Raw genomic sequence first — 24,851 nt, forward strand, 5'->3', positions numbered from 1 at the left:
GCCGCCGCGGCGCACGCGTTCGCCGCCCGGTTCGCCGGATCGTGTGATCAACACTCCGTGTTGTCGACTTTAACGCTGAGTAGCGACCGCAGGTCAGACCCGCTTCAGCACCCGGGCCGCGCCCGCCGCCGCCGTCGACGCAAGGATCCAGCCGACCGCGATCAGTGAGCTGGAGATCCACTGCGAGGACCCGCTGAACCGCCACTTGCCGTCCTGGCCCAGGTCCACGATCGGGATCAGCAGGTCCATCGACAGCAGCCACGGGTTCCACGACGGCGACTCGTCGTCGTTCAGCTTGGGCATCTCGTGCCCGAGGAACCACAGCGCCCCGGCCAGCCAGAACGCCGTCAGCCACGCGATCGCCAGCCACGGCCGGTAGCCGTAGCCGACCGTCCAGCGCTGGAGGAAGCCCCACACCCGGCCCGCGCGACCCAGCTCCGAGTACCGGCGGTGCTGCTTCTCCAGTTGGACCTGCTGCGCCAGTTCCTCCTCGCCGCCGGTCCGGTAGACGTTCGCGAGCTGCTCGTAAGGACCGGGCGCGAAGTCCGGCTGCACCTCGCGCAGCCAACGCAACCTCGTGTGCACGTCCACGTGCGGCGTGGACGCGATCGAGCCGAACGTGAAGTCCTCCACGTCCACGCCACCGGAAGCCGCCCACAACCCCGGACCGTCCAACACGGCCGTCGCACTCACCCGCCGCAGCACCACGCGACCCACCGGCACGGCGTCCTCCGACAGGCGCAGCACGAGTTGCCGGACGGTCAGCCCGTAGGCGTTCAGCGCGATGTCGCTGCCCGCACCGCCCAGCCGCGCCCCGGTGAACGTGGCCATCTTGCCCACCTCGGCCAGCCGTATCCGCACGCCGCCGACCGCGGTGAAACCGTGGCTGCACAACAGGTCCTTGCCGATCGTGGCGACCCGCGCGTCCAGCGACGGCTTGACGCTCCCGTCCGGTCGGCGGCGCGGCATCAGCAGGGTCGCGCCGGAGCAGTCCAGGGTCGACCCGATCTCGGCGTTCTGGAGTCGCAGCGAGCCCTTGGCGTGCAGGTCCCGGAGGAACAACGTGCCGCCCACCCGCAGCCGGTCGGCGAACAGGACGTCGATGCCGGGACCGTGGAGCTGCACACCGGAGAGGCTCGCGCTACCCCTTACATACGCGTCCACCAACCGCACCTGCCCATAGGCGCGCAACGCGGACTCACGGGCGCCGTCGCCCCGAAACCCGCCGTTGACCGCACCGCGCGCTTCGAGGTCGCCGCGCACCTGGATGCCGTCGGCGTGCAACGCGACGGGGATGTGGTCCACGACCTCACGGGCCTCCAACTCCTCCACGACGTCCTGCTGGCCGATGACCGCACCGGACAGCCGCAGGTAGCCGCCGATCTCCGCGTTCGGCAGCCGCACCGTGCCGCTGGACGTGAAGCCGTCGTCCAGCTCGACGTTGCCCTCGACCCGGATGCGGTCGGCGACCAGCGCCGCGGCCTCGTCCGCGGTGCCGCGCGGGATCACCAGGACCGGGCGTTCGACCACGCTCGCGCGCAGCCGTGCGCCGGAGAACAGCACGTTGCCGCCGACCCGCGCGCCGTCGAGCAGGATGCGGCCCTCCGCGGTGAACCGGCCGCCTTCGGCGTCGCAGAACAGGTTGCCCGCGATGGTCACGCCGGACGCGTCCAGCGCGCTCTGTCCCGGGTTGACCAGCCGCGCGCCACCCAGGTGCACCGAGCCGCCGACGTTCGCGCCCCGCAGCCGCACCTCGCCGCCCGCGCGCAGCGCGATGGCCTGGAGCGAGCCCGACAGCCGGATGCGCGCGGCGAGCAGCGCGTGGTCGCCCTTGCTCCGCAGCACCGCACCCGCCAGCCGCAACGTGCCGTCGACCGTCGCGTCGGTCAGGTCCACCACGCCGTCGCTGGTGAATCCCGCCTCCAGCACCAGGTCGCTGCCGACGCGGAGGTTGCGGGCCCACAGCCCGGGGACCTTGCAGCCCCGCATCCGCAGGCCGACCAGGCGGGCCATCCGCAGGTCCGGCGGCTGCTCGAAGGTGCAGTCCTGGAAGTCCACGACGTGCTCGACTCGAACGCCTTCCAGCGCGAACAGGCCCAGCACGTGCGCGCCGACCAGTCTCAGCGCCGCGCCCGGGACGGGTTCGGCGAGCAGCGCCGACAGGACCTCGCCGCGCACCGTGCGGTCGCGTTTGGACGCCTTGGGGTCGAACCGGACCCGCCGGCCGGCGGCGTAAGCGGTCCGGAGCGTCTCCTCGGCGTCGGTCACGGACCGATCCGATCATCCCGGCGACGTGGTTGACCAGGATTCGGCGGTTTCGGGTGATCGAGGAGACGCGGATCCGGGCAGTCGAGGAGGCGGGAAACCGCAACTCGCCGTGCGGTCGGCTACTTGTCCGGCCTGCGGCGGCGGCCGGCGGCTACGGTGATCGTGTGACGGGGAGTGAGAAGGAGATCAGCGCGCGGGTGCCGCGGCTGTTGCGGGTCAGCGCGGCGTTGAGCTGGCGGTTCGTCGCCGTGGTCGCCGCGCTCTATGTCGTGGGCATGGTGGTCGGGTACCTGACCACCATCGTGATCCCGGCCGGGATCGCGCTGCTGCTGGCGGCGCTGCTGGCGCCGGCGGTGGCCCAGTTGGTCCAGGTGGGGGTGCCGCGCGGGCTGGCGACCGGGTTGGTGCTGGTCGGCGGCATCGCGGTGGTGGGCGGCGTGCTCACGTTCGTCATCACCGAGTTCTCCAACGGCCTGCCGGAGCTGCAGAAGCAGGTCAACGCGAGCCTGGACACGATCCGGGGCTGGCTGCGGGACGGGCCGCTGCACCTGAGCGACCTCCAGCTCCAGCAGTACCTGGACCGGGTGCTCCAGACCGTCAAGGAGAACCAGGCCGAGATCACGTCGGGCGCGCTGACCACGGCGGCGACCGTGGGCGAGCTGCTGACCGGGCTGCTCCTGGCGCTGTTCACGCTGATCTTCTTCCTGCACGACGGCGACGGGATCTGGCGGTTCCTGATCCGGGCGGTGCCCGCGGACGTGCGGGACCGGGCGGACGTGGCCGGGCGGCGCGGCTTCGCGTCGCTGGTGTCCTACGTGCGGGCCACGGCGCTGGTGGCCGTGGTGGACGCGGTCGGTGTGGGCATCGGGCTGTGGATCGTCGGTGTGCCGCTGATCGTGCCGCTGTCCGCGCTGGTGTTCCTGGGCGCGTTCATCCCGATCATCGGCGCGGTGATCACGGGTGCGGTGGCGGTGCTGGTGGCGCTGGTGGCCGAGGGGCCGGTGGCGGCGCTGATCGTGCTGGCGGTGCTGATCGGCGTCATGCAGTTGGAGAGCCACGTGCTCCAGCCGCTCCTGCTGGGCCGCGCGGTGAAGCTGCACCCGCTGGCCGTGGTGCTGGCGATCACCGCCGGGTTGGTGGTGGGCGGTATCTCGGGAGCCCTGCTGTCCGTGCCGCTGTTGGCGGTGCTGAACTCGGGCATCCGGTCACTGCTGTCGGATTCCGACAAGGCCGTCGAGCCGCGGGAGGTGGAGGTCTACGAACCGCAGGAGACCGGGCCGCCGGACACGGGTGGGGCGCGGGTCGAGGACATCGACGGCGAGACCGGGGCGGGAGACGGCGGGCCGAAGGGCGGCGCGAACAGCTAGCCGAGGTTCGGCCGGCCTGCCACGCTCGGCGAGGTGGTGCGGCCGGCTCCCAGCCGAATCCGACTCGCAGCCGAATCCGACTCCCAGGCGAATCTAATTCCAAGGCGAATCCGGCTCGCAGGCGAATCCGCGCAGGCGGCCGGCTAGGCCATCTCCACCAGGTTGCGGCCGTAGCCCTTCGCCGCGAGCAGGGCGGCGTCGGCGGCGACCAGCAGGTCCGGCAGCTCGTAGCCGAACCGCTGGGTCGTCGCCACGCCGATGCTCACGGTCAGCCCGGTGAGCAGGTGTTCGCGGCCGTCGGTGCCGACGGTCGTCACGGCCAGGTCGGCCACCGCGTGCCGCACGCGTTGCGCCACGGACCGCGCGATCGCGGGCTCGGCGTCGGGCAGCAGCACCACGAACTCCTCGCCGCCGAACCGGCCCACCAGGTCGCCGCGCCGGACCGTGCCGGACAGCAGCACGGCGATCGCGCTCAGCGCCGCGTCGCCGGCGAGGTGGCCGATCCGGTCGTTCACCCGCTTGAAGTGGTCCAGGTCGAGCAGCATCACGGCCATCGGCCGGCTGCGCGACCGCGCCTTGGCCAGCTCGTACCTCGCCCGCCCGTCCCAGTGCACGGCGTTCGCCAGGCCGGTCTTCGCGTCCCGTTGCGCGGACCGCCGCCACTGCGGCAACTGCGCGGCGCGTTCCAGCAACGCCATCGGCGCGGCGGCCATCAGCGCGTGCACGGGGGTCGCCAGGGCGACGAAACCCATCAGGCCGCCGATGCTCACCGCGACGATGCCGAGCACCGCGTCGATCGGCTCGCCGACGACCTCCTCGGCCGGCGCGCGCGGACTGCGCAGCTTCAGGCCCACGGCGACCAGGACCGCCCGCACGAGCAGCAGCGCCGCCGCGCCCAGCACCATCCCACCGAGACCGGGCGCGGGGTCCGCCCAGCCGATCAGGTACCGGGTGGCGAACACCGACAACGCCGTGGCGGACAGCGTGAACACCCAGCGGTGGGACTCGGGGCGTTGGGCCAGCACGCCGTGCAGCGCCGGACCGAACAGCAGCAGCACCAGCAGGTTGCACGGCAGCGCGATCAGGCCCGCCGTCAGGTAGCACAGGTGCGCGGCCCACGGGTTGCGTTCCGACTCGCCCATCCGGTGGCTGTAGATGGAGCTGCCGATGATCACCGCGCCCGCCGTGCCCGCGATCGCGCCGAACCGGGCGAGTTCGCCCGAGTCCGGCTGCCGCGAGGAGACGATTACGTACACAACCACCGCGAGGGCAAGGGCGTCGACGAGCAGCCAGTAGGCCAGGGCGGACCGCCTCAGCGTCCACAGTGGCCAATCCCGCACGCTCAGCCCACCCCCCGGTGTCGTAGGAGTCGAATGGCGCGGTGTCCCCCGAAAGTCACACCCAGTAATGCTGGCCAGCCTTCCATACAAGTCGGTGACGGAACAGACGGCCACCTGGGGGTTAGCCACACCACTCCGACACGGCAAGATTGGGGGTGAAGGGAGCACACCGTGCACACAAAGCCGGCTCAGGCGGGTCCATCGGTGACCGAAGACCCGGTCGCGCACCTCTGGCGGGGAACGGTAGCGCTACGCATCGTGACGTTCCTGTTCGCTTTGGGCAATGCGATCGTGCACCACAGCACCTTTGAACGGCCATGGCTCGCGTGGGCCGTGATCGGGGCGATGGCGCTGTGGTCAGTGTTCACCATCCAGGCGTACAGCCGGGAGAACGGCCGCCGACCGTGGGTCGTGTCCGCGGACCTGGCGGTCGCGTGCGGGTTGATGTCCCTGTCGCCGTTGATCATGACGGACACCCAGTTCCTCTACAACGTCCCCCTGATCACGACCATCTGGGCGTGCGGTCCGGCGGTGGCGGCGGGCGCGCTCGGCGGCCAGCTCGCGGGCGCGCTGTCCGGGCTGGTGGTGGGCCTGAGCACGTACCTGAACCGGGGCGCGCTGAGCGTCGACCTGGTGCGGGACGTGGTGCTGCTCGCGGGCGCGGGGCTGGTCGTCGGCATGGCGTCCAGCACGGCACGCCGGTCGGCGGTGCGGCTGGCGCAGGCGTTGCGCACCGAAGCGGCCACTGCGGAACGCGAGCGTCTCGCACGGTCCATTCACGACGGTGTGCTCCAGGTGCTGGCCCGGGTGCGCAAGCGCGGCCTGGAACTCGGCGGTGAGGCTGCGGAACTCGCGGAACTGGCCGGTGAGCAGGAGGTCGCGCTGCGGTCGCTGGTCGCCGCCGCGCCGACCGAGTCGACAATGGACGGTGACGCGGACCTGCGCCCGGCGCTGCAACTGCTGGCGACGCCGCGCGTGCAGGTGTCCACACCGGCCACCCAGGTGATGCTGCCGGCGGCGACGGCGTTCGAGCTGACCGCCGTGGTGCGCGAGGCGCTGTCCAATGTGGACAAGCACGCCGGCGGCGCCAAGGCCTGGGTGCTGCTGGAGGACCTGGGCGAAGAGGTCGTGCTCAGCGTCCGCGACGACGGGCCCGGCATTCCGGAGGGGCGGCTGGCGTCGGCCGAGGCGGAGGGGCGCATGGGTGTCGCGCAGTCCATCAGGGGCCGGGTCGAGGCGTTGCGTGGGACGCTGGAGCTGCAGACCGGCCCGGGGGAGGGCACGGAGTGGGAGGTGCGGGTCTACCGATGAGCGTTTCCGTGATGGTGGTCGACGACCACCCGCTGTGGCGTGACGGCGTCGCGCGCGACCTCGCCGAGCGCGGGTTCGAGGTGGTGGCCACGGCGGGCGACGCGGCGTCGGCGGTGCGCATCGCCCGTGCCGTGCGGCCCGACGTGGTGCTGATGGACCTCAACCTGGGCGGCCCGTCCGGGGTGGAGGCGACCACGCTGATCACCGGATCGCTGAGCGCCACGCGGGTCCTGGTGCTGTCCGCGAGCGGTGAGCACGACGACGTGCTGGAGGCCGTGAAGGCGGGCGCGTCGGGTTACCTGGTGAAGTCGGCGTCGGCCGAGGAGCTGGTGGAGGCGGTCAACCGGACGGCGGCGGGGGACGCGGTGTTCACGGCGGGTCTGGCGGGCCTGGTGCTCGGCGAGTACCGGCGGATGGCCGCGACCCCTGACGAGGACAAGCCGCAGCTCACCGAGCGGGAGACCGAGGTGCTGCGGCTCGTGGCGAAGGGCCTGACGGCCCGGCAGATCGCGAACCGCCTGGTGATCTCGCACCGGACGGTGGAGAACCACGTGCAGTCCACCCTGCGGAAGCTGCAACTGCACAACCGTGTCGAGCTGGCGCGCTACGCCATCGAGCACGGCCTGGACGTAGAACCGGAGGGGACATGACGGATCCGAGGGAATGGCGGGTGTCCGACGCGGAGCGGGAGCACGTGGTCGGGGTGCTCCAGAAGGCCATCGGGCGCGGGCTCATCACGCTGGACGAGTTCACCGAGCGCGCCGACACGGCGCTGGCGGCCCGGACCCGGGCGCAGCTCAACTCCGTGCTGCTGGACCTGTCCGGGGTCGTGCACACCGAGCAGCACGTCGAGCAGCACGCCGCGGCCGATCCGGTGGAGCTGCGGGCGACCTTCTCGTCGGTCCGCCGCAAGGGCACGTGGGTGGTGCCGCGGACCCTCGTCGTGCGCAACCGGATGGGGTCGACGGACCTCGACTTCCGCGAGGCGACCATCCCGCACGCCGTGGTGGACATCGAGCTGGACATCGCGGCGGGGTCGGTGAAGCTCGTGCTGCCCGACGGGGCGACGGTGAACACGGACGCGGTGCAGCTCTCGGCGGGGTCGCTCAGCGACAAGGTGGGCGGCGGTCCCGGCCGGCCGCACTTCGTGCTGCGGGGCAACGTCACGGCGGGCTCGCTGGAGATCAAGCGGAAGAAGAACTGGCTCCGGCACGCCTGAGCCGGGCGCGAGAACCCCGCGGGGGTAGACCTCGACAGCGACGGGGTGGCGTGGCCACCCCGTCCCGGCCCGTCAGCTCGCCGCCGCCGCTCGCAGCGCGGTGAGCGCTTCCTGGCTCGCGGCGATCATCTTGGTCAGCGCCCCTTCGGCGAAGTTCAGCTCCACGTTCCCGCCGGGGAACGTGAACTTCGCACCCTCGGGACCGATCTCGTGGTCGATCCGCACTTCCTGGTCGAAGTCGACCGCCATCCACATGGTCGGCCTTGATGCGAACACGGCGCATCCTCCTTGGCTGTGGTTGATCAAAAGGTATCGGGAAGTTTCTCGTTTGATTACGGTAGACCAATGGAATTCAGTCAGTAAGCTGTCGGGAAACTTGTAACCGATCGAGTGAATACCGCCGCGGCGCTCGGAGGGCAGGATGTATCCCGCATCCCGCGCACCCCTTCGGAGGACCACCGCATGACGTCACCAGTCGCGACGACCTACCGCGTCGTGCTCGGCATCTTCCTGCGCAGCCTCCGGGAACGCGCCGGCCTGACACCGACCGAGGTCGCCCGGCGGTTCGGCTGGTACGGCGTCGCCAAGGTGAGCAAGGTCGAGGCCGGGACGGTCCGGCTGTCCGAGGACGAGTTGGCGACGCTGCTCGCGATGTACGAGGTCACCGGACCGGAGGCCGACAAGCTGAACGAGTTCGGCGGGATGGCCCGCGTCCGCACCGGAGCCGGCCGGACGCCCGCGTGGGGCGACACCTACAAGGTGCTGGAAGCGCACGCGTCCGAGATCAAGCTGTATTACGAAACCGTGCTGCCCGGAACGGTCCAGACCGAGGACTACGCGCAGGCCCTGCTGTCGATGTCGCTGACGACCCCGCCGGCCGACGTGGCGCGTGCGGCCCGCGAACGCGCGACGCGTCAAGAACTGCTGACGTCCGACAACCCGCCCGACTGCTGGCTCGTCGTCGCGGAACCGGCGCTGCTGCGTCCGGTCGGTGGCAAGCAGGTGTTCCGCGCCCAACTCGAACGGCTCCGTGAGCTGATCGAACTGCCGCACGTGACGTTCCAGTTGCTGCCTTTGGACAAGGAAGAGCACCACGCTCTCGGGACGCCGTTCACCCTCGTCCGGCTTGCCGTCCCGGCCTTGTCGATCGTGTACCTGGAGGGGCTGACCGACGCGGACTATCTTGATCATCCGAAGGACACCGACGTGTATACGCTGGCGTTCGACCGGCTTCGGGTGACCGCCCTGGACGACAGGGCGTCAGCCAAGAGGCTCGATCGACGTATCAGTGAACTCAAGTAGCGAAGGGGGCGCTCGGGATGTCTGCCCCGAACCTGTCCGCCGCACGCTGGCGCAAGGCCAGCTACACGGAGGGCAACAACAACTGCGTCGAGGTGGCCCACGTTCCCGGCGTGGTCGCCTTGCGCGACTCGAAGAACCGCTCCGGCCCCGTCCTGGCAGTCCCGCCGGCGAAGTTCGCGGACCTGGTGGGCAGCCTCAAAGCAGGACGCTTCGACCGCTAGTCGGGCAGGCGGGAGGGGACGCCCCTCCCGCCTGTCGTGCGTGACACCGACGCGCCGCCCAGGATCAGGGGATGCGTTGTCTCGTCACCGGTGCGACCGGGTACCTCGGTGGGCGGCTCGTGCCGCGACTGCTGGCAGCGGGCCACCAGGTCCGCTGCCTGGTGCGTGATCCGGCCAAGCTGCGGGACGTGCCCTGGGCCGACCGGGTCGACATCGTCCGCGGGGACGTGTTGGACGAGTCGTCGCTCCGCCCCGCCGTGGCCGGTGTCGATGTCGTGCACTACCTCGTCCACTCGTTGAACACGGCGGACTTCGCCGACGCCGATCGGAAGGGCGCCGAGAACGCCGCCCGTGCCGCCGAAGAGGCCCGGGTCGGGCGGATCGTGTACCTGGGTGGGCTGCACCCGCCGGGGGGTGCGTTGTCGCCGCACCTGGCTTCGCGCAAGGAGGTCGGGGACGTCTTCCTCGCCTCCGGCGTGCCGGCGGTCGTCTTCCAGGCCGCCGTGATCATCGGGTCGGGGTCGGCGAGTTTCGAGATGCTCCGCTACCTCACCGAACGGCTGCCGGTCATGGTCACGCCCCGGTGGGTGCGCAACCGGGTCCAGCCGATCGCCGTGCGGGACGTGCTGCGGTACCTGGTGGAGGCCGTCGGGCTGCCGGTCGGGATCAACCGGGCGTTCGACATCGGCGGACCGGACGTGCTGACCTACCAGGACATGATGCTGCGGTACGCGGAGGTCGCCGGGCTCCGGCCGCGCCGGGTCGTCGGGGTGCCGCTGCTGACCCCGAAGCTGTCGTCACATTGGGTGAACCTGGTGACGCCGGTGCCCCGGTCGATCGCCGCGCCGCTGATCGAGTCCCTGGTGCACGAGGTGGTGTGCCGGGAGGACGACGTCCGCCGGCTGCTGCCCGGTCCCACCACCGGGTACGACCAGGCGGTGGGGCTCGCGCTGGCCAGGGTGCGGGACGCGGACGTGGAGACGCGGTGGTCCGGGGCCTCGGTGCCGGGCGCGCCGAGCGACCCGCTGCCCACGGACCCGGACTGGTCGGGTGGGTCGTCCTACGTGGACGACCGCGAGCGGCACACCGAAGCCTCCCCCGAACGGCTGTGGGCCGTGGTGGAGGGCATCGGCGGCGAGCACGGCTGGTACTCGTTCCCCCTCGCCTGGGCGGTGCGCGGGTGGCTGGACCGGCTGGTCGGCGGGGTCGGGCTGCGCCGGGGGCGGCGGGATCCGCGCCGGCTGCACGTGGGCGAGGCGCTGGACTGGTGGCGGGTCGAGGAGATCGAGCGGGGACGGCTGCTCAGGCTGCGGGCGGAGATGCGGGTGCCGGGGCTCGCGTGGCTGGAACTCCGGGTGGCGGACGGTCGGGACGGCGGGTCCACTTACCGGCAGCGCGCGGTCTTCGTGCCGCGCGGACTCGCCGGGCACCTCTACTGGTGGCTGGTGTGGCCGTTCCACGGGCTGGTGTTCGGCGGGATGGTCCGCAACATCGCCAGTGAAGCTGAGCTGACAAGCAAGTTCAGAAAGTCCTGATGGACTGCACAAGCGCGACGGGAGCACACTGCCGGCATGAAGGCACTGGTCAAGGCGTCCGCCGGGCCGGGACTGTCGCTGACCGACGTCCCCGACCCGACGCCCGGCCCCACCGACGTGGTCGTCCGGGTGCTGCGCACCGGGATCTGCGGCACCGACCTGCACATCGACTCGTGGGACGAGTGGGCCGCGCACAACATCCACGCGCCGCTCGTGCTGGGCCACGAGTTCGTCGGCGAGGTGGTCGAGACCGGGCCTTCGGTGAGCGGTGTCGCGGTCGGCGACCTGGTCAGCGGCGAAGGGCACCTGGTGTGCGGCACGTGCCGCAACTGCAAGGCCGGCCGCCGCCACCTGTGTGCGCACACCCGCGGCCTCGGGGTGCACAGCGACGGCGCGTTCGCCGAGTACGTCGTGCTGCCCGAGCAGAACGCCTGGGTGCACCGGGCGTCCGTGGACCTGGACGTGGCGGCGATCTTCGACCCGTTCGGCAACGCCGTGCACACCGCCCTGTCCTTCCCGGTCATCGGCGAGGACGTGCTGATCACCGGCGCGGGCCCGATCGGCATCATGGCCGCCGCCGTCGCCAAGCACGCGGGCGCGCGCAACGTCGTCATCACCGACGTCAGCGACCACCGGCTGGACATCGCGCGGAAGGTCGGCGTCGACGCCGCCCTGAACGTCTCCCGGCAGACCATCGCCGAGGCGCAGGGCGAACTCGGCATGTCCGAGGGCTTCGACGTGGGCATGGAGATGTCCGGCAAGCCCCAGGCCCTCCAGGACATGATCGGCAACATGGCGCACGGCGGCCGGATCGCCATGCTGGGCCTGCCCGCCGAGGAGTTCCCGGTCGACTGGAGCAGCGTCGTGCTGAAGATGCTGCACATCAAGGGCATCTACGGCCGCGAGATGTTCGAGACCTGGTACTCGATGTCCGTGCTGCTCCAGCGCGGCCTCGACCTCACCCCGGTGATCACGCACCGGTTCGACTACACGGCTTACGACGAGGCCTTCGCCACCGCGCGCGAGGGCAAGTGCGGCAAGGTCATCCTCGACTGGACGGGAGCTCACTGACATGTTCGGCGCGATGCGCGACGACCTGCGTACCGGCTTGGACGAGATCCGCGCGGCGGGGCTGTACAAGGCGGAACGGGTGATCGGCACCCCGCAGAACCCGTCCGTCCGGGTGGGCGACGGCGACGAGGTGCTGAACTTCTGCGCCAACAACTACCTCGGCCTGGCCGACCACCCGAAGCTGGTCGAAGCGGCCCACCGGGCGCTGGACCGCTGGGGCTTCGGCATGGCGTCGGTCCGGTTCATCTGCGGCACGCAGGAGCCGCACAAGGAGCTGGAAAAGCGCCTCTCCGAGTTCCTGGGCACCGAGGACACGATCCTCTACAGCTCGTGCTTCGACGCCAACGGCGGCCTGTTCGAGACGCTGCTCGGCGCGGACGACGCGATCATCTCCGACGAGCTGAACCACGCCTCGATCATCGACGGCGTGCGGCTGTCGAAGGCCCGCCGGTACCGGTACAAGAACCGCGACATCGACGACCTGGAACGCCAACTCAAGGACTCGTCCGACGCCCGGTACCGCCTGATCGCGACCGACGGCGTGTTCTCCATGGACGGCTACCTCGCCCCGCTGGACGACATCTGCGACCTGGCCGAGCGCTACGACGCGCTGGTCATGGTGGACGACTCGCACGCGGTCGGCTTCACCGGCCCGACCGGGCGCGGCACGCCCGAGCTGTTCGGCGTGCAGGACCGGGTGGACATCGTCACCGGCACGCTCGGCAAGGCGCTGGGCGGCGCGAGCGGCGGCTACACGTCCGGGCGGGCGGAGATCGTGGAGATGCTGCGGCAGCGATCGCGGCCGTACCTGTTCTCGAACTCGCTCGCGCCGTCCATCACGGCCGCCGCGATCGCCGCGCTGGACCTGCTCAGCTCGTCCGGCGAGCTGCTCACCCGGCTGCGGGAGAACACGGCGCTGTTCCGGCGGCGGATGACCGACGAGGGCTTCGACCTGCTGCCCGGCGAGCACCCGATCATCCCGGTGATGATCGGGGACGCGGCGGAGGCGTCCCGGATGGCGGACCTGCTGCTGGCGCAGGGCATCTACGTCATCGGCTTCTCGTACCCGGTGGTGCCGCACGGCAAGGCGCGCATCCGGACCCAGCTCTCGGCCGCGCACTCGACGGACGACGTGAACCGGGCGGTGGACGCGTTCATCGCCGCACGCGCAATCATGCGGAAACCGGACTAACCCGTTAGAGCGAATCGGGTAACGCCGGCGCGGGGTGCGCCTACCTCCTTGGTGAGAAGGGGAGGTAGGCATGACCCAGGGCAACCAGCAGTGGTCGCACGTGGAAGGCGACCACAACCGGGTCTTCCAGGCGGAACGCGATGTGCGCGTCCGGCACGTGGGCGACAAGCACCGGACCAACAAGTTCAGCTTCAAGGGTCTGGGCCTCGCCGTGCTGGGCGTGGCGCTGTTCGGCGGCGGCGGGGCGGTGGTCTACAACTCCGTCACGGCGGACACCGCGAAGGGCGGCGCGAGCGTCGCCGAGGCCGTCGGCACGTGGGAGCTGAAGCCGTCCGGCAGCGTCGGGGACACGCCGTCGCTGCTGACCGTGGGCGCGGACGGCGCGTTCGACCTGAGGATCACGATCGAGTGGAACTTCCCGAACATGGGCGGGGGTGACTTCCCCGCCAACCAGCCGCCCTCGATGACCCTCAACTGCGCGGGCGCCGCGTCGGAGAACGGCGACCACCTGCTGTTCAACACCACGGCCGGGCCGTGCGGCGCGATGGAGGCGAAGGTCCACCAGCAGCGGATCGACCTGACCTTCGATTCCGGCCAGGGCCAGGGTCGGCAGACGATGTCGCTGACCAGACAATAGGCGGGTGATCGATCCCCGACGGCTGCGCGTGCTGCGGGCCCTGGCCGACCACGGCACCGTGACGGCGGCGGCGCAGGCGCTGCACCTGACGCCGTCGGCGGTGTCGCAGCAGTTGGCGGCGCTGGAGTCCGAGGTCGGCCAGGAGCTGCTGCGCCGACGGGGCCGCCGGGTGTCGCTGACCTCCGCCGGTGAGCTGCTGGTGCGCCACGCGAACGCGGTGGCGGCCGAGCTGGAACGCGCCCAGGCCACCCTGGCGGGCCTGGCGTCGGGCACCGCGGGCCGGGTCGAGGTGGGCAGCTTCGCGTCGGCGATCACGCAGGTCGTCGCGCCCGCGATCGCCGCGCTGCGGACGTCCGCGCCGGGGGTGACCGTGCGGGTGCGGGACGTGGAGGGGCACGCGAGCGTGCCGCTGCTGCTGGACGGCGAGATCGACCTGGCGATCACCGAGGAGTACCGGCCCCGCCGCGACGACGGCAGGCTGACCCGCTTCCCGCTCTACACCGAGCCGTTCGACGTGGTGCTGCCGCCGCACCACCCGCTGGCCGGCGAGCCGTCGGCGGACCTCCGCGCGCTGGCCGAGGACGACTGGGTGGCCACCCCGCCCGGCAACCCGGTGCGGGACGTGGTCGAACTGGCCTGCGGCGAAGCCGGCTTCGCCCCGCGCATCACCCAGACGTCCAACGACTTCCGGGCGATCGGGGCGCTGGTGCACGCCGGCGCGGGCGTCGCCCTCGTGCCGAGGAACGCGCTGCGCGGCATCCCGGTACGCGGCACGGCTCCCTTGCGACGGGTGTTCGCGGCAGTGCGGAAGGGCAGCGAGGACCACCCGCTGACCCGGCTGCTGTGCGAAACCCTGACCGCCGCCGCCCAGCCCCAGCCGTGAAACGCGGGTTGGTGTCCTGAGTCGGAAATTCGTTGCCGAGATCGCGGATCAGGTCCTCGACGCCCTCGCCGCGTACTGCATACGACTCAACGACTCAGGACACTAGGCTGCCTCGATCAGCAGCTCGACCAGCTCGGCGGGCATGGTGATCATGCAGTCGTGGCCGGTGGGCAGTTCCCGCACCCGTTCGCCGACTGGGACGGGGCGTCGGGTGATGCCCGCCGGCCGGTCCGCGACGCAGTGGATGTGCGTACGCGGGATCGTGCCCGCGGCCGGGTTGTCCAGCCGGACCGGCTCCAGCAGGCACCGCACCGGCTGGTCCGACAGCATCGGGCGCAACCAGGCGATGTCCTCGGGATCGGTGACCCCGAACAGGCCGAGCGGTGGTGGCTGCTCCGGCATCGGCGGCACCCGCCAGCCGTCTACGGCGAGGTCGACTAGCTGCTTGGTGACGGGAAGGACGTCGACCGCGGTTTCGCCGTCCTCGGGAACCATCGCGTCGAGGAACACCAGGTGCGCGATCCGTTCCGGGGCCCGGTGGGCGACCCCTGAGATGACCATTCCGGCGTAGCTGTGCCCGACGAGCACGACGTTGTCGAGACGCTCGTCGTCGAGCAGGCCGGCGACGTCGTCGATGTGGGTGCCGAGCCCGACCGCGGGGCTCAGCAGGTGTGCCTTGTCGCCGTAACCGGTCAGCGACGGCGCGAGCACCCGGTGCCCGGCCGATGCCAGCAGCGGAACCACCCGGTCCCAGCTCCGCCCGCTGTGCCAGGCGCCGTGGACCAGCAGAAATGTGGCCATGGTCGAGTGGTTCCCCCTTGTGCCTCGGTACCCTTCGGTAACCGATCACATCGTGATCCACACGGCGCGCGCCGGGCAATACGGCACTTTCCGGTGCCCCGGTTCTCAGGAGGTAACCATGCAGGACCCGTGCCGAGCCCGCGAAGTCCTCGGGATCGTCGGGGACAAGTGGGCGCTGCTGATCGTGCGCATGCTCAAGGACGGCCCGCGGCGCTTCACCGAGCTCAAGCGGTCCATCGACGGGATCAGCCAGCGCATGCTCACGGTGACGTTGCGCGACCTTGAGCGCGACGGGGTCCTGACGCGCACGGTCCGCAACGTCATGCCGCCGCACGTCAGCTACGAGCTGACCACGATGGGCCGGACGTTGTGCGAGGCCACCGCGCCGCTGCTCGAATGGAGCATCACGCACCTGCCCCACATCGACGCCGCCCGCGCGGCGTACGACGACCGCCAGTAGCGCTGTGCTTTTCGCCGGCGGAGTGACGACTCAGGACACTAGTGCGGCGCGCGGGCGGCGAGCTTGGCGGCGGCCGGGTCCGCCGCGCCGACCGCACCCCGTGCCGCGAGCTGGCACAGGTCGAAACTGGTACTCGCGAGCTTCGCCCCGACCCCGGCCAACGCCGTGTGGTTCATGGACAGGCTGGTCACGCCCAGCCCGGTGAGCACGCAGGCGAGCAACGGATCGGCCGCCGCCTCACCACACACCCCGACCGGCTTGCCCAGTTCGGTGCCGGCCTCGCAGACCAGCTTGACCAGCCGCAACAAAGCGGGCTGCCACGGGTCGTTCAACGCGGCCACCGCGCCGACCTGCCGATCAGCCGCGAACACGTACTGGGCGAGGTCGTTGGTGCCGATGGACACGAAGTCGACAACGCTCAAGATCTCCCGCGCCACCAGCGCGGCAGCAGGAATCTCGATCATCACCCCGGCCCGCTCGACACCGGCCTTGCGGGCCCGTTCGACGAACCACTCCGCCTCGGCGGCGGTCGCGACCATGGGTGCCATCACGGACACGTCGGCGCCGCTGTCCTGCGCGGCGAGCGCGATCGCCTCCAACTGCCGGTCCAACACCTCCGGCCGGTCGAAGGCCACCCGAAGCCCACGCACACCCAGGGCCGGGTTCGGCTCGGCGTCCGGTTCGAGGAAGGCAAGAGGCTTGTCGGCCCCCGCGTCCAACGTGCGCACGACAACGGGCTTACCCGCGAACGGCGCTAGCACAGCGCCATAAGCGGCCCGCTGCTCGTCCACGCTCGGCTCCTGAGTGGACGAGAGGAAGCAGAACTCGGTCCGGAACAGCCCGACCCCTTCCGCGCCACCGGCAGCGGCGGCGACGGCGTCGGCAGGCGAGCCAACGTTGCCGAGGACCTTCACCCGATGGCCGTCACGAAGCACGCCGACCCCGTTCCACGAGGCCTTACCCGCCAGGTGGGCCGCGAGGACAGCGCCATCGGACACCTCGACCACCCCGGTGTCCCCGTCCACGAGGAGCGCGTCGGCATCCAGCGCGAGCACACCCCGACAAGCCACGACCGCCGGAATACCCAGCGAACGAGCCAGGATCGCGGTGTGCGAGGTAGGGCCGCCTTCTTCGGTGACCAGCGCCAACACCTTGGCGGGATCAAGCCCGGCGGTATCGGCCGGCGCCAGGTCACGAGCCACGAGAACACTGGGAGAGGCCAGCTCGGGCACCCCAGGAGCAGCCACCCCGAGCAACTCGGCGACCACCCGATCCCGAACGTCCCGAACGTCCCGCGCCCGCTCGGCCATGTACCCGCCGGCGGCCTCAAGAGCGGTGATGAACCCGTCAGCAGCCTGGTAGACGGCCCGCGCGGCAGGCAACGACTCGGCGGAGACGAGCTTCTCGGCCTGCGACAACAACGCGGGATCGGCAGCCATGGCGGCAGTGGTCTCCAAGACGGCCTTGGCATCGCCCACAGCCTCCGCCGCACGCGCGAAGAGCCGCTCGGCCACCACGGCAGCGGCCGGCCGGATACGAGCAGCCTCCTGACCGGGATCAGCAGGCGCGGGGCCGGCAGCAGGCTCCCCCAACGCCTCGGCAACCCGGACCACCGGCCCGGAAGCCCGGCCGGAACTGACCCCGACACCACTCAGCCGCGCGCTAGACATGGTCTAGACCATACCCTCCGGGTAGACGTGACGTGAACAGCCAACGCCACTACCCACCAGTCCGCCACCGCACGCGGCCCGAAGCGGCGGCGCGCGCAGTCTCTTCGTCAAGAGCCGACGATCACAACACCTCACCAGGCAGCGGATACGAAGGCTGAGCCCCGGGCCGGGTAACCGAAGTAGCCGCCACCCGAGCCGCAAACCCAGCGGCCGAAACCAGCGACTCCCCACGATCCAATCCAGCCACCAACGCACCGGCAAAGGCATCACCGGCCCCGGTGGTGTCCACCGGCGTAACCGAGGGAGCAGACACCGACGACACCCCGGAAGGCGTAACCACCACCGCCCCCCGAGAACCCAACGTCACCACCGCAGACCGAGGCCCGAGATCCAACAACCCGGCAAACGACCCAGCCGACCCGAGCAAGGCCCGAGCCTCGTGCTCATTGACGATCAACGGATCCAACAACCCCAACACCGATGCGGGAACTCCCACAACCGGGGACAAATTGAGCACCGGACGAACCCCACGAGAAGCCGCAACAGCCAAGGCATGCGCCACAGTCCCCAACGGAACCTCCAGCGAACACGCCAAAACCGTCACACCATCCCACTCCACACCATCCACATCAGACACGGAAACGTCCGAATTGGCCCCAGGAGCCACCACGATCGAGTTCTCCCCATCAGGTGTAACCGTGATGTAGGCCAACCCGGTAGGCCGCGCCGAGGTACGCACGAACGAGGTACGCACCCCGGCAGCAGCCAACGACTCCAACAGCAACGCCCCGTACTGGTCCGGGCCCACAGCCCCCACCAACCCGACCGAGCAACCCAGCCGCCCGGCGGCAACAGCCGTGTTGGCCCCCTTGCCACCAGGCATCACCGCGGTGTCACCGCCCAACACCGTCTCCCCGCCACCGGGCCGACGGGGCACAGCGACGACGAGGTCCGCGTTGGCCGAGCCCAGCACCAGTACCGTCACTTCTTGAACTCTGCCAGGTTCTGCTTGGTCACGACCTTCACCTCGACGTCCACGACCGCCTGGACGGTCTCCCCCCGCGCCGCCTTCACCGCCTGCTCCACAGCCATCCGCCCCAACACCTCAGGCTGCTGCGCAACGGTCGCGGTCATCGTGCCGTCCTCGATGGCCTGCAACCCGTCGGGCGTGCCGTCGAACCCGACCACGTGCACCTCCCGCCCAGCCCGGTCACCAAGGGCCTTGATCGCGCCCAACGCCATCTCGTCGTTGTCCGCGAACACACCCTTGATGCCGGGGTTGGCCTGCACCAGGTTCGTCATGACATCCAGCCCGCGAGCCCGGTTGAAGTCCGCCGGCTGGCTCGCGACGACCTCGATGCCCCCGGAGTTCAGCCCCTGCTCGAACCCGCGCCCGCGGTCCCGGGACGCCGACGCGCCGGGAATCCCCTGGAGGTGGACGACTTCGCCGCTCACCGCACGGCCGAGTTCGATCGCGGCCAGCGTGCCGCCCTGCACGTTGTCCGAGGCGACCTCGGACGCGACCTTGCCCTCGTCCACCGAGCGGTCCACCGCGACCAGCGGGATGGCCGCGTTCTCGGCGGCCTTCGCCGCGGGCGTGGCCTGCTTGGAGTCGACCGGGTTGAGGACGATCGCCTTGACGCCCTGCGTGGTGAACGTCTGGACCTGGTTGACCTGGTTGGTCGCGTCGTTCTGCGCGTCCACGACGGTGAGCTTGACGCCCAGCTCGGCGGCGGCCTTCTCGGCGCCCGCCTTCAGCGCCACGAAGTACGGGTTGTCCAGGGTCGAGATCGCCAGCCCGACGGTGATGTCGTCACCACCGCCGGCCGACGTCCCCGAACCGCACGCCGTCAGCGCCAGAGCGAGGGCGGACAGCGCGGCGACACCGCGGAACTTCATCAGACTGTTTCCTTTCATCGGGTACGGCGGCTCATCGGGTTCGGCGGCTCATCGGGTACGGCGGCGGAGGGTGTCGAGCAGCACGGCCAGCGCGATGACCGCGCCGATCACGACCTGCTGCCAGAACGGGGACACCTGCAGTTGGTTGAGGCCGTTGCGGAGGACGGCCAGGACGAGCGCGCCGACCAGCGTGCCGGTGGCGCGGCCGACCCCGCCGGACAGCGACGCGCCGCCGATGACGACGGCCGCGATCGCGTCCAGCTCGTAGCCGACGGCGGCCTGCGGGCCCGCGGACGACAGGCGTCCGGCGAGCAGCATCCCGGCGACGGCGGCGAACAGGCCGGACAGGGCGTAGACGACGAGCTTCTGCCGCCGGGTGTCGATGCCGGACAGCCGCGCGGCCTCCTCGTTGCCGCCGATGGCGTACATCGCGCGGCCGGAGTAGGTGCGGGACAGCACGAAGCCCGTGACGCCGAAGAACACCAGCAGCACCAGCAGCGGCACCGGCAGGTACGGCGTGAGGTTCGAGCCCAGGAAGCCGACGACGTCCGGCGTGGTGACCGGGCTGCCCTGCGACACCACGAGGGTCAGCCCGCGCGCGACGCTGAGCATGGCCAGGGTCGCGATGAACGCGGGCAGCCTGCCGTAGGCCACGAGCGCCCCGTTGACCAGGCCCGCGACCACGCCGGTGGCCAGGCCCAGCAGCAGCGCGAGCGGTCCGGGCAGCCCGGCCTCGGCGGACGACCACGCGCCGACCATCGCGGACAGCGCGGCCACGCTGCCCACCGACAGGTCGATGCCGCCGGACACGATGACGAACGTCGAGCCGAACGCCAGCACCGCCACGACGGCCGCCTGCACGCCGACGTTCAGCAGGTTCTGGGTGCTCAGGAACGTCGGCGCCAGCACGGACAGCGCGACGACCAGCACCAGCAGGCCGGCGAGCGCGCCGTTCTCCGCCAGCGCCTTGCGCGCGAACACCTGACGACCGCCCACTGCGCTGCTCATGCCGGGAACTCCTGTACCGCCAACGCCATCACCTTGTCCTGGGTCGTGCCGGCGGGCAGCTCGCCCGCGACCCGGCCGTGCGCCATCACGACGATCCGGTCGCTCATCCCGATCACCTCGGGCAGGTCGGACGACACCAGCAGCACGGCGCGGCCGGCCGCGGTCATCCGGTTGACCAGCTCGTAGATCTCCACCTTCGCGCCGACGTCGACGCCGCGCGTCGGCTCGTCCAGCACCAGCACCTTCGGGTCGGCCAGCAGCCACTTCCCGATGACGACCTTCTGCTGGTTGCCGCCGGACAGCTCGCGCACCTCCTGGTCGAGCCCGGAGGTCTTGACCCGCAACGCCTCCGCCATCCCGCCGGCCCGCGCCCGCTGCCCCTTGCGGTCGACCAGCCCGCCCCGCGCCGTCGAGCGCAGCGTGACCAGGCCGAGGTTGTCGCCGACCGTCGAGGTCAGCACCAGGCCCTGGCCCTTGCGGTCCTCCGGCACCAGTCCCAGCCCGGCTCGCAGCGCGGCCCGCACGTCGTGCTTCGGCAGCGGCTCGCCGGCGACCGCGACCCGTCCGGAGTCGTAGCGGTCCACGCCGAACGCCGCCCGCACGACCTCCGTGCGCCCGGCTCCGACCAGCCCCGCGACCCCGACGACCTCGCCCGCGCGCACGTGGAACGACACGTCGTGGAAGACACCGTCCCGGGTGAGCCCGTCGACTTCGAGCAGCACCTCGCCGGGGTCCTGGCGGCGGCGCGGGTACTGCTCGGCGATCGTCCGCCCGACCATCAGCTCGATCATCCGCTCGACGCTCGCGCCCCGGGGCAGGACACCGACGCTGCGCCCGTCCCGCAGCACCGTGACGCGGTCGGCGATCCGCCGGATCTCGTCCAGGTGGTGCGTGATGAACACCAGGCCGACGCCCTGGTCCCGCAGTTCCGCCATGATCGCCAGCAGCCGGTCGGTCTCCGTGTCGGTGAGCACGGCGGTGGGCTCGTCCAGCACCAGCACCTGCGCGTCCAGGTCGAGGGCACGGGCGATCTCGATCATCTGCTGCTGCGCGATGCCGAGGTCGCGCGCCGCCGTGTCCGGGTCTACCGCCAGCCCGACGCGTTCCAGCAGCCGGCGGGCGTCCTGTCGCATTCGCGCTTTGTCGACAATCCCGAACCGCCGGGGCGGGCGGCCGAGGAACAGGTTCTCCGCCACCGACAGCCGGGGGACCAGCGTGAGTTCCTGGTGGATCACCGCCAGCTTGGCGCCGGGGGACAGCTCGACCGCGCCCCGGTCCGGCGCGTGGACCCCGGCCAGCACCTTGACCAGCGTGGACTTGCCCGCGCCGTTCTCGCCGAGCAGGACGTGCACCTCACCGGGGCGGACGTCGAAGTCCACGCCGTCGAGCGCCTTGACGCCGGTGAAGCTCTTGGTGATGTCCCGGGCGCTAAGCAGCACCGGTCGCCTCCCCGCAGGAACCACGCGGCACCAGGCGCGCGGTGAGCTGGACGTCGGCCGGCTGCACGCCCGCGATCAGCCGGAGCAGGCTCCGCGCGGCCTCCCGGCCCATCTCGACGGTGGGCTGGGCGATCACCGTGATCGGCGGGTCGAGCAGCGGGAACCACGGCTGGTCGTCGTAGACCGCGAGACCCACGTCGTCGGGCACCTTCAGCTTGCGGCGGCGCAGTTCTTCGAGCGCGCCGAGCCCCATCAGGTTGTCCATCGCGACCAGCGCGGTGGGGCGGTCGGCCCGGGAGACGAGTTCGGCGGCGGCCCGTGCGCCGCTCTCCCGCCGGAAGTCGCCGTGCACCACGACGAGGTCCAGCCCGCCTCGGGCGAACTGCTCCAGACGCTCGCGCCCGGTGCTGGTGTCGGCCGGGCCCGCGATCACGCCCACCTTGCGGTGACCTGCGGCGCGGAGGGTTTCCGCCAGCTCGGCAAGCGCTTGCGCGCCGTCCGCGCGGACCACCGGGCAGGTCGCGCCCCGGACCGTGCGGTCGAGCAGCACGAGCGGGACGCCGTTGGCCTCGACCTCGGCGACCCAGGTCGGGTCGTCGGTCGCGGGGCAGACCAGGAGGCCGTCGACGCGGCGGTCCAGCAGGTTGCGGACGTAGGTGGCCTGCTGGTCGGCGCTCTCGTCGGCGTTGGCGACGATCACGCAGTAGCCGTGCGCGCGGGCTTCCTCCTCCACGGCGCGGGCGATCTCGGCGAAGAACGGGTTGACCAGGTCGCTGATCACCAGGCCGAGGGTCGTGGTGGCGGTGGTGCGCAGGGAGCGGGCCAGGGCGTTGGGGCGGTAGCCGAGTTCGTCGACGGCGGCGAGGACGCGGGTGCGGGTCTCCGGGGTGGGCGCGGCATGGCCGTTGAGGACACGGGAGACGGTCGCCGTCGAGACCCCGGCATGTTGCGCCACGTCTTTGATCGTAGTCACGCTGCGCACCTCCTCGGTCACGTGGTATCGATTACAGGCGCTAGTTAATCGGTTACACGCGGGAGGCTGTCAAGTTGCTCGATTCAGCGCCGTGACCTGTTCGGTACGGGCATTGAGTAGAGGTACGGATCCGGATACAGCGGTCTGGCGCGAGGCTGGTCACATGACTGGACAGGACCCGCTGATACGGCTGGCAGACGAACTCGGCCACCTCGGCCGCCGCCTGGAAGCGGTGGGCTTGGAGCTGAAGAACGTCGGCACCCTCACGGCGGTGCGGCCCGGTGCTCCCGAGACGGCCGAGCCGGCAGCCGCGAAACCCGAGACCGCCGAACCGGCAGCCGCGGAACCCGAAGCCGCCGAGCCCGAAGCCGCCGAGCCCGAGGCCGCGGAACCCGAAGCCGCCGAGCCCGAAGCCGCGACCAGTCAGCCCGCTCAACCCGCCACACCTGCCTATCAGCCGCACCTGCCCAACGCCGCGTGGCAAGGCTGGGCCGCACCGCCCCCCTTGAACCCACCGCCCTTCAACGCACCACCCCTGAACGCACCACCCCTGAACGCACCACCGCCGCACGCACCGCCGCACGCACCGCCACCCACCCCTTGGGCCACCAACCGCCCGGTCCCGCCACCACCCTCGCTCTTCGACCGCCTGAGCCAACCCGGCGCGGGCAGCAAGCTGCTGGCCTGGGTCGGCGGCGCGGTCACGTTGCTGGGCGTCGTCCTCCTCCTGATCCTGGCCGTCCAGCGCGGCTACCTTGGCCCGCTGCCGCGCGTGATCGGCGGCGCGGCGCTGGGCGCGGCGCTGATCGGCATCGCCCTGCGCCTGCACCGCAGCGAGACCTCCCGCACCGGCGCGTTCGCCGTCGCCGCGACCGGCTTCGCCGTGCTCTACCTGGACGTGGTCGCCGCGACCTCGATCTACTCCTACCTGCCGGAAGGCGGCGGACTGGCCGCCGGGCTCGCGGTGGCCGCAGCCGGGCTGCTCCTCGCGATGCGGTGGGACTCGGCCGCGTTCGCGGTCGGCGTCGTGGGCGCGTGCGCGGTGTGCGCGCCGATCCTGACCGAGGGTTTCACGCCGTTGCTGGTGGCGTTCCTGCTGGTGCTGAAGATGGCCGCGAGCCCGGTCCACCTCAAGCGCGACTGGCCCTCGCTGGCCGTCACGGCCGGTGTGCCGCCGCTGCTCGCCACGATCGCCACCATCGGCCGGACCGACGACCCGCGCGTGCTGTCCGCTGTCGCGCTGGTGGCCGCCGTGATCGGCGTGGCGGCGGCCGTGCTGACCGTCCGGATCCGGCCCGGTGACGTCACGGCGCTCGGCCTCGCGGTCGGGTCGCCGATGCCCGCCCTGCTCACGACCGTCGTGCTGGACAAGCACTGGGCCGCCGGCCTGGCCGGGGTCATCGCGGTGATCATGCTGGCGCTGTGGGCGGTCGGTCGGCGGAGCCTGCCCGTGCCCTTCACGGCCGGTGTCGGGTGCGTCGGGGTGTTCGCGCTGTTCATCAGCACCGCGGTCATCCTCGAAGGCAGCACCCGGGCCGCGGTCGTGCTGGCCGAAGCGCTCGTGCTGGCCTTCCTGGGCAAGCGGATCGGGTCGCGCGGCGCGCTGCTGGGCTCCGCGGTGTTCGGCGGGTTCGGGCTCGTCATGACGATCAAGGACGCCGTGCCGCCCGCGCTGCTGCTGGAGGAGCCGTGGCGGCTGGTCGGCAACGGCGACCTGGTGGCCGGGCTGCTGACCGCGCTCGTCCTCGGCCTGCTCGCCATCGCCCTGCCGTGGGCGGCCGTGCGGCTCGACGTCCTCGGCCGGCACCCGCTGCCGTGGATCGGGATCGGGCTGGTCGTGCTCTACGCGGCGGCCGGGGTGGTGCTGTGCGGCGCGCTGCTGGTGTCGCAGAGCGTGACCGGATTCGTGTTCGGCCACTCGATCGTGACGGTGTCGTGGACGATCGCCGCCCTCGTGCTGCTGGTCAGGGGCATCGACGTCCGGTCACTCCGCGTGGCCGGATTGGTGCTGGTCGGGGCGGCGGTGGCGAAACTGCTGCTGTTCGACCTGTCCGCATTGGACGGGATCGCCCGTGTTCTGGCGTTCATCGGAGCAGGGCTGGTCCTCCTTACGGCGGGCACGCGTTACGCCAAGTTGGTGGCAACCCGACGAATTTCGGCTAATTCGTAGCTCTCGGGATCCAAAACGGCCCACCTTGCGTCAACCTGGTGGTAGTTCTACGTCGTCGGGGCACGACCACCGGTGCAGCGCACCG

At 71.3% G+C, this 24,851-nt stretch carries 23 protein-coding genes; 13 read left to right on the top strand and 10 right to left on the bottom strand.

What is annotated here, in order from left to right:
• Positions 1 to 93: 93 nt before the first annotated feature.
• Entirely contained in the window at positions 94 to 2,268 is a 2,175-nt protein-coding gene (locus ACQPZF_RS41835) for a hypothetical protein (protein WP_433266796.1), read from the bottom strand.
• A gap of 164 nt (positions 2,269 to 2,432) precedes the next feature.
• Here ACQPZF_RS41835 and ACQPZF_RS41840 point away from each other — a divergent pair, with 164 nt between their 5' ends.
• On the top strand, positions 2,433 to 3,635 hold the full coding sequence (locus ACQPZF_RS41840) for an AI-2E family transporter (RefSeq protein ID WP_433266798.1): 1,203 nt from the start codon (positions 2,433 to 2,435) through the stop codon (positions 3,633 to 3,635).
• A 143-nt stretch (positions 3,636 to 3,778) separates the two neighbouring features.
• Here ACQPZF_RS41840 and ACQPZF_RS41845 read toward each other — a convergent pair whose 3' ends face one another.
• Positions 3,779 to 4,975, bottom strand: coding sequence for a GGDEF domain-containing protein (locus ACQPZF_RS41845; protein ID WP_433266800.1), 1,197 nt, complete (start codon positions 4,973 to 4,975; stop codon positions 3,779 to 3,781).
• 171 nt (positions 4,976 to 5,146) lie between these two features.
• Here ACQPZF_RS41845 and macS point away from each other — a divergent pair, with 171 nt between their 5' ends.
• From macS to ACQPZF_RS41860, 3 genes are read left to right on the top strand one after another with little or no spacing between them, the layout of a single operon-like run.
• Positions 5,147 to 6,286, top strand: a complete 1,140-nt coding sequence (gene macS, locus ACQPZF_RS41850) for a MacS family sensor histidine kinase (RefSeq protein ID WP_433266802.1) — start codon at positions 5,147 to 5,149, stop codon at positions 6,284 to 6,286.
• Positions 6,283 to 6,936: a response regulator gene (locus ACQPZF_RS41855; protein WP_433266804.1), complete on the top strand. Its 654-nt coding sequence runs from the start codon at positions 6,283 to 6,285 to the stop codon at positions 6,934 to 6,936. Before macS ends, ACQPZF_RS41855 begins: the two co-directional genes overlap by 4 nt.
• A complete protein-coding gene (locus tag ACQPZF_RS41860; RefSeq protein ID WP_433266806.1) occupies positions 6,933 to 7,505 on the top strand; it encodes a DUF1707 SHOCT-like domain-containing protein in 573 nt (190 codons plus the stop codon). Before ACQPZF_RS41855 ends, ACQPZF_RS41860 begins: the two co-directional genes overlap by 4 nt.
• A 72-nt stretch (positions 7,506 to 7,577) precedes the next feature.
• Here the strand turns inward: ACQPZF_RS41860 and ACQPZF_RS41865 are convergent, their stop codons facing one another.
• Complete coding sequence (locus tag ACQPZF_RS41865; RefSeq protein WP_433266807.1) at positions 7,578 to 7,781, bottom strand: hypothetical protein; 204 nt, start codon at positions 7,779 to 7,781, stop codon at positions 7,578 to 7,580.
• Between the two features lie 186 nt (positions 7,782 to 7,967).
• On the opposite strand from ACQPZF_RS41865, the gene ACQPZF_RS41870 reads away from it, so the two are divergent.
• From ACQPZF_RS41870 to ACQPZF_RS41900, 7 genes are all read left to right on the top strand, one after another.
• Positions 7,968 to 8,807 (top strand): helix-turn-helix domain-containing protein, encoded by an 840-nt coding sequence (locus ACQPZF_RS41870; protein WP_433266809.1) that lies wholly within the window; start codon positions 7,968 to 7,970, stop codon positions 8,805 to 8,807.
• 17 nt (positions 8,808 to 8,824) lie between these two features.
• Positions 8,825 to 9,028, top strand: coding sequence for a DUF397 domain-containing protein (locus ACQPZF_RS41875; RefSeq protein WP_433266811.1), 204 nt, complete (start codon positions 8,825 to 8,827; stop codon positions 9,026 to 9,028).
• Between the two features lie 71 nt (positions 9,029 to 9,099).
• Positions 9,100 to 10,563 (top strand): SDR family oxidoreductase, encoded by a 1,464-nt coding sequence (locus ACQPZF_RS41880; RefSeq protein WP_433266813.1) that lies wholly within the window; start codon positions 9,100 to 9,102, stop codon positions 10,561 to 10,563.
• A gap of 36 nt (positions 10,564 to 10,599) precedes the next feature.
• Positions 10,600 to 11,634: an L-threonine 3-dehydrogenase gene (tdh, locus tag ACQPZF_RS41885; protein WP_433266815.1), complete on the top strand. Its 1,035-nt coding sequence runs from the start codon at positions 10,600 to 10,602 to the stop codon at positions 11,632 to 11,634.
• A gap of 1 nt (position 11,635) precedes the next feature.
• Positions 11,636 to 12,826, top strand: coding sequence for a glycine C-acetyltransferase (locus ACQPZF_RS41890; protein WP_433266817.1), 1,191 nt, complete (start codon positions 11,636 to 11,638; stop codon positions 12,824 to 12,826).
• Positions 12,827 to 12,896: 70 nt separating this feature from the next.
• Positions 12,897 to 13,463, top strand: a complete 567-nt coding sequence (locus ACQPZF_RS41895; protein WP_433266819.1) for a hypothetical protein — start codon at positions 12,897 to 12,899, stop codon at positions 13,461 to 13,463.
• A 4-nt stretch (positions 13,464 to 13,467) separates the two neighbouring features.
• Complete coding sequence (locus ACQPZF_RS41900) at positions 13,468 to 14,346, top strand: LysR family transcriptional regulator (RefSeq protein WP_433266820.1); 879 nt, start codon at positions 13,468 to 13,470, stop codon at positions 14,344 to 14,346.
• Between the two features lie 102 nt (positions 14,347 to 14,448).
• Here the strand turns inward: ACQPZF_RS41900 and ACQPZF_RS41905 are convergent, their stop codons facing one another.
• Positions 14,449 to 15,147 carry an alpha/beta hydrolase gene (locus ACQPZF_RS41905; protein ID WP_433266822.1) on the bottom strand — a complete coding sequence of 233 codons (699 nt, stop codon included), beginning with the start codon at positions 15,145 to 15,147 and terminating at the stop codon, positions 14,449 to 14,451.
• 118 nt (positions 15,148 to 15,265) lie between these two features.
• Between ACQPZF_RS41905 and ACQPZF_RS41910 the strand changes: the two genes are divergently transcribed.
• Positions 15,266 to 15,607, top strand: coding sequence for a winged helix-turn-helix transcriptional regulator (locus tag ACQPZF_RS41910; RefSeq protein WP_433266824.1), 342 nt, complete (start codon positions 15,266 to 15,268; stop codon positions 15,605 to 15,607).
• 38 nt (positions 15,608 to 15,645) lie between these two features.
• Here the strand turns inward: ACQPZF_RS41910 and ptsP are convergent, their stop codons facing one another.
• From ptsP to ACQPZF_RS41940, 6 genes are all read right to left on the bottom strand, one after another.
• The gene (gene ptsP, locus ACQPZF_RS41915) at positions 15,646 to 17,277 is read right to left on the bottom strand and encodes a phosphoenolpyruvate--protein phosphotransferase (protein WP_433266826.1); all 1,632 of its coding nucleotides are present in this window, start codon (positions 17,275 to 17,277) and stop codon (positions 15,646 to 15,648) included.
• Positions 17,278 to 17,398: 121 nt separating this feature from the next.
• Positions 17,399 to 18,262, bottom strand: a complete 864-nt coding sequence (locus ACQPZF_RS41920; protein ID WP_433266828.1) for a ribokinase — start codon at positions 18,260 to 18,262, stop codon at positions 17,399 to 17,401.
• Entirely contained in the window at positions 18,259 to 19,176 is a 918-nt protein-coding gene (locus ACQPZF_RS41925) for a substrate-binding domain-containing protein (protein ID WP_433266830.1), read from the bottom strand. The genes ACQPZF_RS41920 and ACQPZF_RS41925 overlap by 4 nt, the downstream gene beginning before the upstream one ends.
• Before the next feature lie 48 nt (positions 19,177 to 19,224).
• On the bottom strand, positions 19,225 to 20,184 hold the full coding sequence (locus ACQPZF_RS41930) for an ABC transporter permease (protein WP_433266831.1): 960 nt from the start codon (positions 20,182 to 20,184) through the stop codon (positions 19,225 to 19,227).
• Complete coding sequence (locus ACQPZF_RS41935) at positions 20,181 to 21,623, bottom strand: sugar ABC transporter ATP-binding protein (protein WP_433266832.1); 1,443 nt, start codon at positions 21,621 to 21,623, stop codon at positions 20,181 to 20,183. Before ACQPZF_RS41935 ends, ACQPZF_RS41930 begins: the two co-directional genes overlap by 4 nt.
• Positions 21,613 to 22,596, bottom strand: a complete 984-nt coding sequence (locus tag ACQPZF_RS41940; protein ID WP_433266834.1) for a LacI family DNA-binding transcriptional regulator — start codon at positions 22,594 to 22,596, stop codon at positions 21,613 to 21,615. Before ACQPZF_RS41940 ends, ACQPZF_RS41935 begins: the two co-directional genes overlap by 11 nt.
• Before the next feature lie 163 nt (positions 22,597 to 22,759).
• Here ACQPZF_RS41940 and ACQPZF_RS41945 point away from each other — a divergent pair, with 163 nt between their 5' ends.
• Positions 22,760 to 24,766, top strand: a complete 2,007-nt coding sequence (locus ACQPZF_RS41945) for a DUF2339 domain-containing protein (protein WP_433266836.1) — start codon at positions 22,760 to 22,762, stop codon at positions 24,764 to 24,766.
• Positions 24,767 to 24,851: the final 85 nt, after the last annotated feature.

Origin of the sequence: Actinosynnema sp. CS-041913, assembly GCF_050942485.1 — a bacterium.
In the GTDB taxonomy this organism is placed as follows: domain Bacteria; phylum Actinomycetota; class Actinomycetes; order Mycobacteriales; family Pseudonocardiaceae; genus Actinosynnema.